The organism is Serratia sp. Ag1, assembly GCF_000743355.1.
GTDB lineage: Bacteria > Pseudomonadota > Gammaproteobacteria > Enterobacterales > Enterobacteriaceae > Chania.
On the sequence record NZ_JQEI01000003.1, the window covers coordinates 1 to 17655 of the forward strand.

General features: G+C 53.7%; 10 protein-coding genes. 2 read left to right on the forward strand and 8 right to left on the reverse strand.

The window, feature by feature from the left end:
- Positions 1–14: 14 nt before the first annotated feature.
- Positions 15–1628, reverse strand: a complete 1614-nt coding sequence (gene qatA, locus IV04_RS01365) for a Qat anti-phage system ATPase QatA (protein ID WP_081893152.1) — start codon at positions 1626–1628, stop codon at positions 15–17.
- Positions 1629–1740: 112 nt separating this feature from the next.
- Between qatA and IV04_RS27085 the strand changes: the two genes are divergently transcribed.
- On the forward strand, positions 1741–1911 hold the full coding sequence (locus tag IV04_RS27085) for a transposase (RefSeq protein ID WP_152562788.1): 171 nt from the start codon (positions 1741–1743) through the stop codon (positions 1909–1911).
- Between the two features lie 34 nt (positions 1912–1945).
- Here IV04_RS27085 and IV04_RS01370 read toward each other — a convergent pair whose 3' ends face one another.
- The 5 genes from IV04_RS01370 to IV04_RS01390 form a co-directional block, all read right to left on the reverse strand.
- A complete protein-coding gene (locus IV04_RS01370; RefSeq protein ID WP_081893153.1) occupies positions 1946–2089 on the reverse strand; it encodes a transposase domain-containing protein in 144 nt (47 codons plus the stop codon).
- 112 nt (positions 2090–2201) lie between these two features.
- Positions 2202–2735 carry an immunity 42 family protein gene (locus IV04_RS01375; protein ID WP_037393764.1) on the reverse strand — a complete coding sequence of 178 codons (534 nt, stop codon included), beginning with the start codon at positions 2733–2735 and terminating at the stop codon, positions 2202–2204.
- 2 nt (positions 2736–2737) lie between these two features.
- A complete protein-coding gene (locus tag IV04_RS01380; protein WP_051916551.1) occupies positions 2738–11830 on the reverse strand; it encodes a hemagglutinin repeat-containing protein in 9093 nt (3030 codons plus the stop codon).
- The gene (locus tag IV04_RS01385; protein WP_037393767.1) at positions 11827–12381 is read right to left on the reverse strand and encodes a toxin-activating lysine-acyltransferase; all 555 of its coding nucleotides are present in this window, start codon (positions 12379–12381) and stop codon (positions 11827–11829) included. The genes IV04_RS01380 and IV04_RS01385 overlap by 4 nt, the downstream gene beginning before the upstream one ends.
- Positions 12382–12391: 10 nt before the next feature.
- Positions 12392–14089, reverse strand: coding sequence for a ShlB/FhaC/HecB family hemolysin secretion/activation protein (locus IV04_RS01390; protein WP_152562783.1), 1698 nt, complete (start codon positions 14087–14089; stop codon positions 12392–12394).
- 320 nt (positions 14090–14409) lie between these two features.
- Here IV04_RS01390 and IV04_RS01395 point away from each other — a divergent pair, with 320 nt between their 5' ends.
- Positions 14410–15099, forward strand: a complete 690-nt coding sequence (locus tag IV04_RS01395) for a hypothetical protein (protein WP_037393769.1) — start codon at positions 14410–14412, stop codon at positions 15097–15099.
- Between the two features lie 257 nt (positions 15100–15356).
- Here the strand turns inward: IV04_RS01395 and IV04_RS01400 are convergent, their stop codons facing one another.
- Both IV04_RS01400 and IV04_RS24610 read right to left on the reverse strand, forming a co-directional pair.
- Entirely contained in the window at positions 15357–16322 is a 966-nt protein-coding gene (locus IV04_RS01400) for a hypothetical protein (protein WP_037393771.1), read from the reverse strand.
- 19 nt (positions 16323–16341) lie between these two features.
- Positions 16342–17439, reverse strand: a complete 1098-nt coding sequence (locus IV04_RS24610) for an inovirus-type Gp2 protein (protein WP_051916553.1) — start codon at positions 17437–17439, stop codon at positions 16342–16344.
- Positions 17440–17655 lie beyond the last annotated feature (216 nt).

The following is a 17655-nucleotide window of genomic DNA, read 5'->3' on the forward strand; positions in this document are numbered from 1 at the left end:
GTATTACTGATCCACTACACAGTGAGTTTATCAAGTTCCGCTTTCGTTCCGGCAACGACCATTCTGGAGCCCATAAGTTTGTCCACCAGCGGTGCTAAATGACTGGACGTTAGTGATACTCCAAACGTACTTTGCTTATCCCGCGTCACGAACACGTAAGGGCGTAGGTCCTCATTGGCTAACGTCGGTTCAATCCCAGCCCATCCCACTACCCACTCATTTTTCAGCCATTCGTTTATGTCGGGATGCTCGGCCACAGTCTCTTTGTCAGCAGAGATGGGATCCTGTTGTTGTTTTGACTTTGTTCCCCTAACCAGCTTTTCAAACTGTGCCAGCACCTCCGGTTTACCCTCCTTGTGACCGCTTGCCTGTCTGACAATTTGTTCGTAGAAGGTGGGGTAGAAGCGCTCAGCCAGCATGACCTTCGCCAACACTGGTCGTTTAATGTCCTCGCCAAACCCCCGTTCATACGCGATAGCCTGACGCAGTATCATCGAGTTGAGGAAGCGTTTTATCTGGCGCGGGTTGCCTCGGGTGCCTTTACTGAGAAGTGGCGTTACGTGCGCGCTAATCTGTAGTGCCTGCTCAATTTCATCTGGTATCTTCTTACCTAACGCCTCAAGCACCACTTCTCTGTCAAATCCTCTACTCATCCAAGGACGTTTCATCTCCTCACGAGCGATGTCGAGCAAGATGGCAAAATTCTTATGTTCTGAACCGAGAGCATTTTCGGCAAGCAAGAGTGTGGTATAAACGCGGGTCTCTGCACTTCCAAGCGCAGGTATCCGAAATGGGACCTGTATCAACTTCTCCAAGTAGTTACGTGCGTAGGTCAACGGTCCAGTGCTTTGAGGTAGATCGGGGAAATGTTTGCGTACCGCATATTCGATCATTGCTTCATCAGCGCCAATAACAAATGCCGTTTTTTCAACAAAAAGGAATAAACGGATCGCTTCAAGCGTAGCTATGGCCGTTTCTGGCAAGCAGCGGTCGAGATCGTCAACAATAACCACCAACTTGTCGACGTCAGCCGCCTTGAGAAGAGCTTTAAATTCTTCGCGGAAAGCATGGATGTGCTTGGGGAGTGTTTCCGCATCGGCATCTGCTTCTTTGATGAAATCACCGGCCATGCCTGCAAATTTCGTCATATCCTCTATGGATATATTATTTTGCGGTTTTTTCAGCATACCGGTGGCAATTTCATAAACACTTTTAAGCTGCTCCATCGTAGGGATACCGGTAAACGACGTGAAGGCAAAACCACCAGCCTTACGTGCCAATTTCAACCAGTCGACTCGGCGCAGCACTTTTTTTGCAGCGTCAGCCACTTTGGTGCAACCCGGGCGGGCCTGCATGAGTTCTTCAACCAGAGTTTCGATGACGACCGTTTTGGCATCCTCAAACCCTTCAAACGTCCATCCGTTGAACCAAATGCAGAGCGTCTTATCTTTCCCTTTGTACGATGCCTCCAGCATCTTCAGAACACTGGACTTACCAGCCCCCCAGTCACCATGTACACCAATAGTAATAGGCGCATCTGGGGTGTGATCGATTAGCTTAACTACCGTTCGAGCAATTGCTTCGTAATATAAAAGGTCTGTTGCTGTTTCCTGATCATTCAAAAACATGTGCATCTCTCCTAAGTACCGCGCACCAACATCGCCCCCCTTGTTGAACCTCAATATCACCCGGATCAACTTAATGGTCAATATTTCAACCGAATAAGCATAAAAATAAAGCATTTACACAAGGGGATATAGTTACCAGCCGCTGTATCGTCAACGTCACATCTTTGCTCGTGAGGGTGTTGAATTCACCATCAGCACACTCGCTGGCTGGGTCGGTGCAGCCGATGTTGCCTTGGAGCCACTGGCGTTGTTGATGCGTAATGGTGCGGTGAACTCACATTGACGCAACTGACCGATTCCGCATGACAAAGAACCAGTTAATCAGTGAAGGTATTTTCCAGGAAGGGAGGCCGTTCGCGCAGACGCTCTTCCGGCCATTCCGGCCAGCGCGTCAACACCAATTTTAACCACGTATACGGCTCCAGACCGTTCAGCCATGCGGTTTCCAGCAGGCTCATCATTTTGGCAACCCGTTGGCCTGCCGCCAATGCCCCGGCGAAAAACCAATTCGATCCCCTTCACCGTAACGTAACACAAACCCGGTTTAAATGACCGGGGATCATTATACGACAACTAAAATAAAGACGCTGAATACTCTTTCAGCTTTGAAATTATTTCGTCTATCTCATTTTTTGGGATAATTATATCTTCAATAAGTGGGCGCTCTATATTCTCCCAAATATTTCTATCGCCGCCATCAACTAATTTCGATATTTTCCCACCTATAACCCTTACTGAATTTTTATTTGAAATGGCAAAAAAATATGCACCAGATTCGTTAATGATCGTAGTGGACGCAAGGAAATCAAGCACTTGCTCAGGATACTCATCATCCTGAGTCGATTCTGGATATGCCAGTTTAAATAAGGTATTAAAAGCATCATTTGTTGATGCATTGAAAATCTCATCATTGCACGGCAGAGCAATAAGAGCATTTGCGTCATCAATGACATCATTAAAATCAACATCTAACGTTGCTGTTCGGATGTCATTTGGATACATATTTCCATTTACAAAAAAGTAAAAAAAACCATTCTTGTAAGATTCACTCCACTGAGGTATGCATTCTACCCAGATAGCAAAACGGTACGGATCGCCAAATATCATACTTACCTCCATTTTCCAGGTAACCCAAACTCTTTTTTAACAGCGTTTGGTATATCACTTTTTTTCAATGGAACTGATGCATCCCCAGTACTTCCTGACCAATGCCATGAGCCATCATTTGTATTTGTAAATTGATGAACATTACCTTGCTCATCCAGTGCGTACATTTTTTTCCCATACGGTATAGAATTACCAAATAATTGAATAGAGTTTGCAGGTTCAGTTCCGGCATTTCTGTTATATCCAGTTTGACCAGGAGTATGCTTCCCATTTGATTGATAAATCAAGCCATTAGTTGCTGTAGTTGGGGTAGGTACAGGCATCGCACTTCCTTTGCTGCCACTATTTCCTTTACCAATCCCAGCCGCAACTCCTGCAGCGCTTGTCCCGGCCACCTGAGCCAGTGAGTTTATAGCAAGCTGTTTTGCTTCATCGGAATCACCAGACATCAGCGCATTATGGATCGCAGCATTTCTGTCTGCTTCCAACTGGATAGTAGTTACCTGAAGAATAGATAATTCGTTCTGTTCTTCCGGGCTTAACCCACCATTAGCTCGCGCTTTTTCCATCAACTCGTTGGTACGATTAGCGTAATCTGCCTGTAACTTGCCAACTTCATTAGCCTTATCAACACAGTCTTGAGCACCGGTACAGTTCACAACACTTTCATGCTGTTCGGCGTTAATCTTCTTATATTTCTCAACTACAGCGCCGCAAGCTTCAGTTCCCTGACACTGAGTCATTTCTTTGGCTCGGTCCTGGTTTTCCTGCACACTCAACGCGTTATTCTCAAGAGCGTTCTTCCCAGCCTGTGCCCCTGCAACAGCATTAGCACTGCTATCACCCACCACGCCACCAACCAGCCCTGCAGCCAAGGTTCCCAGCGCACTGATGGTCTGACGCTGTTCTTCCGTCAGATCGTCACGACTGATACCGGGGTACATCTGCTGGGCGATAAACTCCCCCATTACCGCACCACTGGCTCCTGCCAACGCACTGTTGCCATTCACTGCCGCAGTCACTGCACCCAGCACCGCGTGCGCCATCAGGTTGGCTTCCGTGTTGACACCCCCTTCTCTGGTGGGGTCAAGGGTCAGCTTGTGGATCACTTCTGCCAGATACGGCGCACTGGCACCCGCCAAGGCTTTCGCCATATCACCGCCTGCCAGCCCCTGTATGGCTGCTGTTGCCGCCTGAATACCCTGCTGCAGTGAGCTACCGGTGCCATATTGCTTCATGGCATCTTTATAGGCTTGGGTTTCACGCAGTTGCTCAACTGTCTTATCCGGGTACTTCTCTTTCGCCGCTTTCAGCCCGTTGATATCCCCCTGCGTACGGGCAATATCTGCCGCCTGGCTGCCGATTTCCCCAATAAGCTGCGCTTCCTTCAGCCGGTTCTGCTCTTTTTCCTTGTCAAAGATTTTGTCCAGACCCGGATTGGCGTTCTCAACATCTCGGCTCAGGCCTGCCACGTCTTGCTTCTGGTTGGCCTGGTCACGGACGGTAATCGTGCCTTCACTCACCGCCGATTGGGTCGTTGAACTGGCGCTGCCGCTGCCATTTACCCCGGTCAACAGACCGTTGGCCATATTCCCGGCGAACTGCCCGCCGATAGGGCCACCGCTGCTGATACCCACGCTCTGGTGCTCAACATCATACTCGGCTTGGTTCTCAATATTGCTGAAGCCCAGGGTGCCGGTATCGAGCTTGTTCTTATCCGCCGTGGCGGTAGAACCGATAACCGCCCCGTTGAGCTGGGTATGCTCACCTACGGTGATATCAAAGCCACCTTTTCCGGCGAAGACCCCGGTCTGCTCCTGCACACTGTCGTAGGTCGAGTGCATCTTGTCGCGGCTCAGGTTGACCGAACCACTGGCAGAGCCGAACCCGACGCTGCCACCCGCGCTGACGTTCTGCTGCTTCGAGTCGTAGTTGTCGCTGTCGCGCTCACTGGTGAGCGTCAGGTTGCGCCCCACATCCATCGTCACCTTCTCGCCGCTCACCTGTGCCCCGGTCAAGGTGGTGTCGCGCCCGCTGGTGATATTGAGATTATTACCGGCGTTCAACGTGGTTTCGGTGTGCGTCAGCATATTGCCGCTCTCAGAACCGCTACCTTTGTTGGCGCTGGCGTTCAGAGTCAGGCCGTTCTTGCCCTGGCCGAAGTTCACGCCCACGCCGACAGAGCCGCCGTGGCTTTCGTTCTTGCCATCCACGGTCTGGGTGTTCTGCGCTGAGAGCAGATTGACGTCCCGCGCGGCATTGAGATTGATGTCCTTCCCGGCCTGCAACTGGCTGCCCTGAACGTTGATATCGGTGCCGGTCGAACGGATGTTCAGGTTGTTGCCTGCGGTCAGGGTGCTGCCCTGGCTCTGCGATTGATTGGTCGTCTGCTCGGATTTCGACGACTGGCTACCGTAGGAAAGATTCAGCCCTACCAGGCTGGTTTTTTCATCCCCGGCATTGTTCAGTTCGTTGGCCTGGGCAGCCTGTACCCCACTGAGTGCTGCTTTCATGCCCTGCAAGGCAGCAAGACGGCCACTGCTTTCCTTGCTGGCGTCATTGGCGCTCGATACCGCTGAACTCACCGCACTCCCCACCGTACCGGACAGCGCCAGCGTCAGGCCGCTCTGTTTCTGCTCCACCACATGCTTCTGGGTGCTCTGGTTTTCTGCGGCAAGAACATTCACTTCCTTGCCGGTCAGGTTGATATCTTTTCCGGCCAGCACGTCAGAACCCTGTACCGTCAGGCTATTACCCGCGTTCAACGTGACATTCCCCTGGGTGCTGCCCACGGTGCTGCCGACGCTGGTCCGGGATTTGCCGTCATCGGTGGTTTTGGTGTCGTTGGTGCCATAGCTAAAGCCGATACCGCCGGTACCGGACAGGCCACTTTTCTTCTCCCGCAGCATATGGGTTTCATCGCGCTGCTCGGTGGCGGCTTGCAGGTTCAGATTGTTACCGGCGGTCAAATTTACATCTTGTGTGGCGGCCACGCTGCTGCCTGTGACGGTCAAATCACGTCCGGCCTGCATGCTCACCGTGTCGCCGCTCAACTGGCTGCCATTGACGGTCTGCTGGCTGATCGTGTCCCGCGACTCGGTGGTAGTTTTCGAGAGCATGCCGCTGCTGCCGGTGGCCTTGTAATGCTGGTCCAGTGTGGTGCTGTCGATACCGTGCTGAATATTGATATCGTTACCCGCCGCCACACTGAGCTTGTCACCGGCAGAGACGTTGCCAGCGGTAATATTCACATTATGTCCGGCACCCAGTTGGACGTTACCGGCACCGACCACTTCGCTGCCGACCTGCTGGCTGCTGGAATGGTGCTGCCAGTTGTCGCCCCAGTTGAGGTTGTCCGTGCTGCCGGTGGTCACCGTATTGAGGTTCAGGTCGCGCCCCGCCGTGATGGCGGTGGTGCCGCCTTCGCCGCTGTTGACCACCTGCGCCGCCGTCAGATTCACATCGCGCCCGGCCTGCAACGCTAGCGTGCCATCCGGTTGCTGCACATACAGCCCGGCGACGCGATCCAGCGTGTTACGCACAAAATCGCCACCGGCGCTCTCGGCGCTGCGGGTGGTGGTAATGGCGTTGATATCCCGCCCGGCAGTTGCCACCAGGCTCTGTTGCCCGGCGATCACGCCGCCGACGTTATTGATATCGGTGCGCGCTTTCAGCGCCACATCGTTACCCTGGATCAGCCCGCCCAGGTTGTTGATGTTCTCCGCCAGGATCTGCGTGCTCTGCTGGCCGTTAATGCGCCCGCTGTTGGTCAAATCGCCACCCAGGTTCAGGCCGACATTTTTCCCGGCCAACAGTGCACCGCTACCGTCCAAATCACCCGCCTTGACGGTGGCATACACCTGCGGCACCAGCACCTGCTGGGTGCTGCCGTCCGGCAGCGTCACGGTCTGTGCCACCATCCAGACGATATCGCCCGTCAGCAATGCCATCTGTTCGGCGGTAAGCGCCACACCCAGAGTGAGGTTATATTTTTTACCAAACTCCACCCCGTTGTTCATCAACGCCTTGAACTGATCTTCGTCGTTGGTAAAGCCGTCGAGGTAACGGTTACCGGATAGGGCAATCACCTGCTCGCGGATCAGCCGCTGCTCGTAGTAGCCATCCCCCAGGCGTTTCAGCACGTTGTTCGGATCGGTGGTAAAGGCCTGCATCATGTAATCCGAGCCCAGCCACTGCTTCTGGTTGGTGAAGCGTGGATCGGTTTCCACCAGATACGGACTGCTGTCCGGGCGCACCTGGAACAGGCTGTTATCCGGCAGTTGGGTATTCGGCCCAACGATGCGTACCACCTTGCCCGACTCCCCCAGGCTCACCTCGAAGGTTTTGCCCGCAGGCAGGGTGATCGCCCCCGGCACCACCGGCAGCAGGTTGCCTGCACCCGGCCCGGCAATCGGCGTGGCGTTAATGCCTGCGGTACCCTGAATATCACCATTAATCTCCGCTTTTTGCTGCGCATCAATCACCAGACTGCTGCCCTGGCCCTGGGTGTATTCCGCCAGCGTGCTCGGTTTCAGGGTGATGGCCTGGATCACCGTTGGCGGCTTGTAGTCGGTGACATCAACATTGGACGAGTCACCGCCCTTCTGCTGGTGACGGGAATAGTAAGTCGCCGTGCCCACATCGTTGATCTGACGGTTGGCTTCCACCTCGACGTTATCCAGCGATCCGGCCTGGAGCGCCAGTGCGCCACCGGCAATGATCTGGCTCTTGTCATTGAGCACACTGCCCGCATTGATGCTGAGATTACCCCCAGCAATGATTTTGGCCGGGTCAGACTCTTTCACGCGATCTTCGGTGATGGTGCGGGTGTAGTCGTAGTGGGTAAAACGGTCGCCGTCGGTGGTATGGCAGATCACCCCTTCAATACACAGAACGTTCACTTCGTCCTGGTAGATGTAGATGGTGTAATCCTTATCGTTGTAACGCACGCCGTTATTCAGACGCGCCACTTCGTATTCGGAGATCTGCTCCTGGGAAACCAGTACGTTTTCCAGCGAGAAGTGGTCGTTGACGTTGTTGATTTGCCCGATATTGAGCGCCATATCCCCGGCGGACTCAAGGGTGGAGCTGTGATTATTCAGTACCCCGCCCTGGCCGATGGCCTGGAAGTTGCCATCCAGCGCCCCGCCAATCGCCATAAAGCCATCGCTGTAAATCAGCGCATGGTCGTAGTTGTTGAGGGTGCCGACACCCAGATCCAACCGCTGGCGGGCCGCAATCGTCGCCGCCTGGCCGTTTTCTGCCAGGTTGTTCAGTGTTCCCGCCTGGATAGCTAGCGCATCGCCGTAAATCCGGCCACTGCCGATATTGTTGACAGTGGTGCCGTTGAGGCGGGTATAGAAACCGTCAATCAGGCCATAGTTGGTCATGGTCTGGGTGGCGGTGAGTTGCGTAGTGCCCGCGCTGATTTCCGCAGTGGCACTGTTGAACAGGTTAGTGGCCGTCAGATCCAACTGGTTGCCCGCTTGGATCAGTGACTGGTTGGTCAGATTGCCCTGGGTGGTCAAGCTCAGGTCATGGCCCGCCTGGACTGACCCGGTATTGAAGAAATCCTGCGCCAGCGTGAGCGACATATCGCCCAGCGACAACAGCGAGCCGTCGCCGGTCAGGGAACCGCTGTTCAACGTGAGTTGCTGACCCGCTTCCATGGCACCGGCGCTATTGGTGACCTGTTGGGCCTGGGTGTGCAGGCTGTTCTGTGCGCTCAACAGCCCCGAGGTGTTGTTCAGGCTACCGCTCAGGTTGAGCGTCAGCACATCATCCACGCGCAGTGCACCCAGACTGTTATCGACATCCTGCGCATTCAGCGTCAGGCTGCCGCCCTGGATGCCATGCTGTGCGTCGAGGGTGTTCTGGTTGAGAATGGTCGCGGCATTGAGCGTCACGTTCAACGCGCCCTGGATCAGCCCAGCCCCGTTGTCGATCACCGATTGAGCCGCGTTAAGCGCCATATTGCCCAGCGCCTGGATCTGGCCTTGCTGGTTGTTGATGTGGCTGGCGCTGAGATCCAATGTGCCTTTGCTGAACAGGTTGCCTTGCTGGCTGTTGTCGAACGCAGCGGTATTGAGTGACATCGCTCCGCCGGAGGCCAGCAGCCCCTGCTGGTTATTCACCTCAGCGGTGGTCAGCAACAGATCCCCCTGTGCACTCAGGGTGCCGTTCTGGTTATCGAGTGCATAACCCTGAGTATTCCACTGCACATCCTGACCGGACTGCAAGGTGCCCCAAGCGTTATTCAGCGCCTGCGTCAGCGCATTGATACTGCCCAGTGCGGCGATCTGGCCCTGCTGATTATTGACTGCCCCGGAGGTCAGGGTCAGTTGCTGGTTGCTGATCAACACACCCTGCTGGTTATCCAGAGTGCCAGTTTTAAGCGTCAGCGAACCCTGGCTGGTAATGCCGCCCTGGTCACCGCTGCGGGTGTTGCTGAGTGTTCCGCCCTGGGTGTCAATCAGCAGGTCGGCAGCGCTTTGCAGCAAACCGCCGTCATCGTTGAGCAGCCCGGTGTTGAACAGCGACAGAGTGCTGAGAGAAGCCAGTTGACCGCCCCGGTTATCCAGTAACCCAGTGTGCAACTGCGTATCGCCACCGCCCACCAGCTTACCCTGGCGGTTATCGAGCGCACCGCTGGCGAGCGACAGCGCACCGGTTGCGCCGATCAACCCGCCTGCCGAGTTATCGATGGTCTGGCCGTGGGTGTTCAACGTCAGTGCCGCGCCGGACTGGAGGTTGCCCGCCTGGTTGTTGAGGGCGCCGCTGCCGAGCGTCAATCCGTTATCGGCCAGAATCTTGCCTGCGGCATTGTTGATATTGCCAGTCTGGGCATTCAGCGTATTAGCCGCAATCTGGCCGTTACGGTTGTCGAGGTTGCCGGTCGCAAGCTGCATATCGCCAGCGCTGACCAGTCCACCTTGTGCGCCGCTGTTGCGGTTCAGCACCTCGGCACCGCGACTGTCGAGGCTCAGGGTGGAACCGGCCTGCATCAACCCGCCGGTGTTATCCACCGCGCCGCTGAGCGAGGTCAAACGACCATCGGCGGCAATCAGGCCGTCCCGGTTGTTCAGCGCACCGTCGAGGGTCAGCGTTACATCGTGCTTATCGGCAGCAATCAGCTGACCTTGCTGGTTATTGAGTGTTCCAGCGGTCAGCGACAACGCGCCGTTGGAGAACACAGAACCTTCCAGATTATCGAACAGATCGGTGACGTTGAGGTTCAACGTGCCGCTGCCGGTCTGGGTCATCTGCCCGCCCCGGTGCGACAGGCTACCGGCGTTGAGGGTGATGCTTCCAGCCTGGGTCGTGGTATTGTCCAGTTGCAGTTGGGTACCCGTCAGTGCCAGGCTACCGTTGGACACCACCGCGCCGTTGTCGCCGTTTATCTGTGCGGCCTGAATGGTCAGCGCACCGTCACCGGCATGCACGATGGTGCCCTGCTGGTTGTTGAGGTTGGCGGTCTTGAGCGTCAGGTTTTTACCGTTGCTGGCAATCGTCCCCGCACGGTTGTTAATGCTGGTCGTGTGCGACAGGGTTAAATCCTGCTGGCCGAGCTGCTGCACGTTGCCCTGCTGGTTGGACAGCGCCTTGGCGGTCAGCGAGAGCTGGTCGGCACTGAGTTTACCGCCGTCGTTATTCAGCATCCCGCTGGTACGCGCAGAGAGTGTTTGCGTTGCCGCCAGATTGGCCCCGGCGGTGCGGATATCCCCCACCGTAGCCTGCAAATCGATATTGTCGCCATAGGTCTGGCTGCCGCTGAAATCCAGCGCCGTACCGTTGGCGGAAAGTTGCCCCGCCGCCGAGTTCTGGCCGTTGGCGTTGAGTTGCCCGTGGCTGTTGAGGGTCAGATTGCCACTCGCGCCCAGCTTGCCATCGCTGGCCATACCTGCCGCCAACACACCCTGTGAGGTACTGTTGATACTGGCTGCGGTGAGGGTGGTGTTACCCTGTGCGGCCAGAATGCCGCTGTGGGTCAGTGCCCCTGCCGTCTGAACCTGGGTATTGCCTCCGGCATACAGCTTGCCACTGTTATCCACGCTGCCCGAGGTAGTCAGTTGCAGATTCTGCGTGGCGGTAATGGCCCCGCTGTTGGTGAGCGTGCCATCGGCATTAACCACTACATCACCGGCAATCGCATTAAGCGCCCCGGCATTGTGCACGCCCACCCCAGCTTCGGTGCCCAGCAGGCGGATTTTATTGGCGTACATACCGCCCAGTTGGGACACATCCACCGCGACAAAGGGACGGGGGCTGCCATCGGCAGTTTTTGTATTCACTGTCTGGTGAGTTGCATCCACCTGGTTGCGTCCGGTAGTGACGTTGAGGTCATTGGCCCAGACACCCGCGTTGATTTTTATGGAACGAGCGATCAGGTCGGTATGGTCCTGCAAGCTGCTGTCCAGCCCGCCGCCCTGCACCACAATCTCGCCGCGCTCGACGTTGTAACCGGTCAGTTGGCCGTTGGTCATTTGTGCCTGGCCGGTGGTGAGCGTGGCGCGGTTGGCGTTGATAAAGCCACAGCCGCTGCAGGTGATACCTGCCGGGTTGGCAATCACCACCTGCGCCTTCTGCCCGGCCACTTCGATAAAGCCGTTCAACTGGCTGGGGTTACTGGCATTGACCTCATTGAGAATGACTTTGGCTTCACCTTTTGCCAGCCACGGGTTGGCGGTCACCATCCCGGCGATCTGGGTCTGGGTGTTGAGGTGGCTGTTGTTGAGCACCACCCCTTTGTTATCGACGTCGAACTGGCTGTAGACGTTGCGCGAAACGCCCTCTGCACTTGGCGTCTGGATATTGACCTGTGGCGTGCCGTTGGCACTGCTGATGATGGTCGGCTGCTGGTTGCCCGGCGCGCTGCCATCGGCCACCACCCCTGCCTGCACCGGCTGGATGGCCCCGAGGGCCAGCAGCAGGGCGAAACTCACACCATGAACTTTACCTATCATCTGGCTGAGGGTGTGACCGGTGCCGGACGGCGACGACGCAGCCCCCGCACGGCCAGCCCCGGCGATATCGGGCACCACCATCAGCATGCCACGGGCGGTATTGAAGACGATACGGTATAAATTCTTGTTCACGGCAACATCCTTGAGCGGTCTTGCGGGTATTCGGGAAGAGAAACAGATAAGGGGTGGGCCGCACGCCAGGCGCGAGCCTGCGCGTGACTGATCTGGTCACCCTTGAAATTCATCACACGCTGGCCTTTTTCAGTGCCACGGTGGTAGAGGGAACGGAAACAACGGTCAGGAAACAGCGCATGGGTCACCAGGTGGCGCATAGCCCGAACGTCGCCAAACGGGGCGATCCAGTCGCGTATCCACAGCCTGTAGCCGCAGGCCCAGTCGGCTTCCTGCACCAGGATGGCCGGTTGCGTGAGATAACGCACTTCCGCCTCAGCGTTCAGCCACATCCAACTGAGGAAAAACAGCGGCTGCGTCCCTTTGCTGACCAGCATGTAGTGCTGGTGTTTGATGATCGGCAGCAGTACTGTGGGCAGCGCATGCAGCGGCAGATCCTGGTGCTGGGGCGAGTGCATCCACAGCCAGACGGATGCCCCCAGGACTTCCGCTTCGCTGCGATCCCCGCCCAATATCAGTGGGGCATGGACGTCATAAGCACCTATCTGCATCGTCCTTCCCTCAAAAATCCCAGTTCAATGTAAAACCCAGTGTCACCGGGTTGGTCTTGAAACCGTCGGGTTTAGAGAGGGGGACTCCGGCAAACAGGTCATAACGCGTCTTGAAGGCGCTGCCGCGCACACCGAGCACACTACCGGCCAGATTGGTTCCTGTCAGACCGTCACTTCCACGACCGCTGACGTGACCGTAGTCAGCCCCCAGATACAGTTCCTGGTTCGGCACTGACGTGGTCCAGGCCAGTTCATTGCGTACTGTCCAGCCCGCATTGGCGTTCAGCGTGCGCTCTCCGTCAAAGCCACGCACTGTAAAACGGCCTCCGATGGCAAACTGGTCCTGCGGCGTCAGTGGGGTGTTACTCATCTGGCGCTGGTACTGCACGTTGTAGCGGAATGTCTGTTTGCCCAGTGCAAATGGCACATTCAACTGGCTGGAAAACTGAATGATCTTGCTGAGCGCAGTGGCTTCGCCGTAAAACTCTTCCGGTGCGGGCAGCGCCCCGAACCAGCGGGTGCCGCGCTGGTAGGTAATACCGGCGTCCAATGTGGCCTGCTGGATAAAGTGACGGTGTTGCAGCCCCACGCGCCAGGCGGCGGTACGGCGGCGATTCACCTCTATCTCAGTGTCATTGATGTAGTTCTTCGAGCCACGCGTCAGGATGTCATAGGTGAAGGTGGTCTTCTGGCTGCCGCTGCGGTGCAGGACGCGGCTCAGTTGTACCGTCAGGTTCTGGCTGTCACCGCTGTAGCGAAAATCGCTATTCAGCCCGGCCACGGTCTGGTGATAGTCATAATCGCTGGCGGTCACCGACAGCATGGCGTAACGGAACGGCACCGAGTAGTGGGCGGTGAGGTTTTTGCTGCCCTTGTCATTACCGGGTTGCAGCGCCCGGGTACCGGAAATGTAGAAGAGGTCGCTCAGAGACAGCGGGTTATCCAGTGACAGGGTCAATCCACCTTGATAGCGCCCGGTGTCTTTCGTACCGGAATCATCCAGCGAGGCACCCAGTCGCCAGATTTTAGCCTGCTGCCAGTTGAGCTGAATATCGCTTTCACCGGGCTTTTCAGCGGGAACGATTTCCATATTGGCCTGTACAGTCGGCAGGCGTTGCAGGTTCTCCAGGCCTTGCTCGACAGCACGTAAATCCAATAATTGACCAGCTCGTGGCGGGAACGCATTGAACAGCGTGACATGGCTCCCGCTGTCCGGCGTCAGTTTCACCTGACGGATAAAACCAGGCAGGATATTGAGCTTCAACGTGCCGCTTTTTAAGTCCTGCTGCGGGGCTAGGACGCGCGTGGTGATGTAACCGTGGTCCACCAGGCGGTTCTGCATCGTGCTCATCAGCAGGTTGATGCCCTTGCCCCCCAGACACTGGCCCTGCGCCTGATTGGCGATGCGTTGTAACGGTAACCAGCGCGGCAAAGCTTCCTGACCACTCAGTTCCACGCGATCGATGTTGAAGCAGGGTTTTTCCTGCGGGAACATCAGGCTTCCCAGGCGGGAGGCTGGGGGTAACAGACGCACATCGGGCGTCGACGGCAACAACTGTTGTTCCAGCGCGCGCTGACGTTGCTGTTGCAGTATCAGTTGCTCACTGCCTGTCGCAGCAAACGCTAACGGGGAAATCAGAAACGCAGGCACAGCAACAACGCAGGTGCGGAAATAACACGCCCGACGGATAAAACGGGGGGATGACATCAAACAATCCTTGTTGGAAAACGCTTAATATTTACTTATGTAATTTTGTGTGAATACTATCCACAGGAGCGCTGGTTTGCAACGGTTATTACCATGGTGAATGCAATGCATCTGTTCATAGATTGGGCATTACTCTGGTCGGTAGTATCGCTCACGCAGTCCAGTATATTACTGTGGGTGCTCAGAGGACAGTGAACCGATTTATCATCAAATTTGGTGATATTACTCACGTTCACTGTATAAGTAGATTGCATTACCATATATACCAAGGTAATCCATAGCTAATAAAACCAGCCTTATAGATCTCGAAGATAATACAAATGAACATGATATCTGATGGTTCTACGTTTGAAGAGCAGTGCAATTTTTTACTCGACCAGTTTTGCAAAACTATGGCTTATTTTTACAACAAAAGATTCGTTACACCAAGCCCGGCTGATACCGAGCGCTACGAGGCACTGTTAGAAGAAATCATTAAACAGTCTGACAACGGCAAAAACATCACGACATCTATTTTTGCTGATTACAGTTTTGAGGCAACGCTAGGGCAAAAATTTCATAATTACTTCCCTTGCATCTTGGGTTTTTATCTGAGCGCAAAATTCAACTATGAAAACAATAATATTGACAAGGCATGGTCTGCCTTGGTTGACGCCTTATATTATCTAGGGGTAATCAGCGGGATTTGTCAGGAACGATACCCGGTCAGTCTTGCTACGCAGGAACATGAAGACTCACTGTCATCCCCCAAAAGTATAGCTGGTAAGACAAAGGCTCTACGCTTACACCCAATCAAACACAAACTTGTTGAACTGTTGGATGAAAAAAAGCCAGAGCAGGGCTGGTCATCAAAAAACATGGCTGTCAACGATATTCTCGACGAACTACTTCAATTTAATAAAGATACGAGATCTCCCCTGGCTCCCACAAATCTCAGCAATACCGTACTTAAGTGGTCCTGCAAAGATGAAATCATCAAGGCAGCTTTCGCTCGTGTTGTTACACGATAATGCCAATGACTTAGTGATTTTGAATGAGGTGCGTTTCTATCTCTACTAATGCAAGATGCACCTTATCACCAAGAGCTTTTCACGCTGTCTCAACATACTAGCATCGTAAAAATACGCAACTCAATGATAAATCTGTAATCATTGGTCATATTGACGCTTAGACCGACTTGTATACGTATACAAGTCGGTAATTCGGCACTTATGACGTTCAACACCCTTTAGTCATGCCGTCAATGAGCGTTGCTTCGTTACAGCGGTTAGACTACATCAGCATATAATGAAACAATACCGAATGTGGGCTGTGCTTTTGGCAGAACCATTGGAGCATAAAGGTCTGCTTCGGTCACAAACTTCAGCATCAACTCCACCTGTTCAAGCATAGCCTTGTCATTCTCTGTCACATACAGACAACCAGGATACTCATACACGGTTCGTTCACGTGTATCGATAAAATAGCGTCCATCCCCCTTCGTCACCGTCTGCTGCCAATGCTCACCGAGGCATTGCGCCAATACAGGCCCTGTACCCGCCTGCCCAGCAGAACAGAAGAATATCATTTGCAGGTAATAGCCTTTCAACCGAGCATATCCTAGTTGCCACATTGCACCTACACAGTGCTCTAACCCAGGAATTGCTCGCATACCATCTAACAGTTGCTGGCAATCCTCTGTGATCCGTTTAAGTGAGATATTAGGCTGTACATACGTCAGTTCTATACCAACCGATACAAAGGACGGAGAATGACGGCAGATTTGCTCCAATGCCTGAAATGCCGCCAGTCGATTTTTCGTGCTTTCACGCTCCCAGTCGGCCACCACTTGTTGATGAGATGCAGAGCAGCGACCTTCAACAAGCCCGACGATAAACTGGAACGTTGCGGTATCTTTGAGATCGGTGGATATCGGCTTGTATTGCTCAGCCTGCTGTCCTACCGCAGCAAGCAGCCGTAAATCAGGATGGAGCATCCGATGATCAAAGGCTGCGGGCAACGCAGGTAATAAACGTATATATAGGGAATACAAATCATCTCCAGTATAGGGTTTTGACGCCAGGGTTGACTCCAACTTTCTCAACACCTGATGAAGTTCACTTAGGCGTTCATGATCGCCTGTGATTAGTCGAGTACATTTAGCCGCATGTTCATCTGTGTAGCTAGTTGACAACGTAAGATGTAACTCATACTGACTCAGCATTGATATAGGCAATAATTTATTGATATTCACAGTTAATTCCTTGATTAAATTAAAAGGTCAGATTGCTGTTAACAGACTGACGGGGACGGCCACGCGGCGTGTCTGCCAAAGGAGGTAACTCCCCCTTGCCAAACGAGCGCCCATTCTCAGGTAGAGCCAAGCGAATCCATTCATCCACTTTGGTCAGGTAACGCACTCCGCGTAATAACCCTTGCTGCATGCGAGAATCGTTCCAGGAAACCATCCCTATGCCTAACTCGGTATATCGCTCTTTATGGGCATTACAGTTGAAATAACACCCACGCCCCTCTGTGATTTGGTGTTTCCAGTACTCACCGATCAACTCAGCCAACGTCACGTCTTGCCGTACCAGAGCACCATCGAAGAAAAAGAACATGTGATAGTGATAACGCTTCTCATTACCAAGCTCGAGCTTCCAGGCGTACCCTACTAGGTATTGAAAAAGTCGATTGGCTTTGGCATTACGAAAGAGTCGTTCACGGTCATCACACGCCTGTTGGGCAGTAATCGTTCGTTTTGCATCTTCACCGTATGAAAGGTCAACGCGCACCACCAGTAAGCGACTATAGCGCTCAAACAACCGTGTAATGTAGCGCTCGGCACTACGGGTATTCTTCACACTTGCACGTTCAAACTTAGCCAGTGCCTTACGGTGTTGTGGAGTCCGCACTGCAGCACGAAGATCAGCCAAGAACAGATTCAGGATTTCAGCCGAAAGAGGTTCTGTCCCTGCCAAGACCGAGGAAGGGTGAAATGACTCATCAGCCAACAAACAGTTGGCCAACCGGATGAACACCAAGACTGTCTGATGCAAAGTACGATTTATGTAAGTTAACGATTGCCACTGATGAAACTCCAATGCCTTCAATAACGACTCGCCTACTCCAGCTATACGGGGAAAGGCGTTCCGTGTTATAGGAATATAAGCCGTACTTTCAGCTAACTTCAGAACACATTTAACTTGTTCGATGAGAGCATCCAGTTCATCATTATCTCTAAGTGCAGATAACGTATTGTAATCGTATGTACCAAACGTCTCATCGTGAAATAATAAATCCGATTTGTTAACCAATGACGTTGCTGACGTTTCAGGTATAGGCAAGTTACTCTTTAAGAATTTCTGCATAATATCTCATGGCTCTCCTGCAGGCATAACCAGCCCACAGGAGAGCATGCTCCTAAATAAATTTATACTATGAAATAAAGCACAGTCAGTTTTTTATCAGCTACTACAGAAAATATTACCCAGCCAACGCTATTACTAGTAACGCTGATACCACCTTGCAAGTGAATATATGCAGTCATAATGTTAACAGTGACAGATATTAATTGATTACCTGCT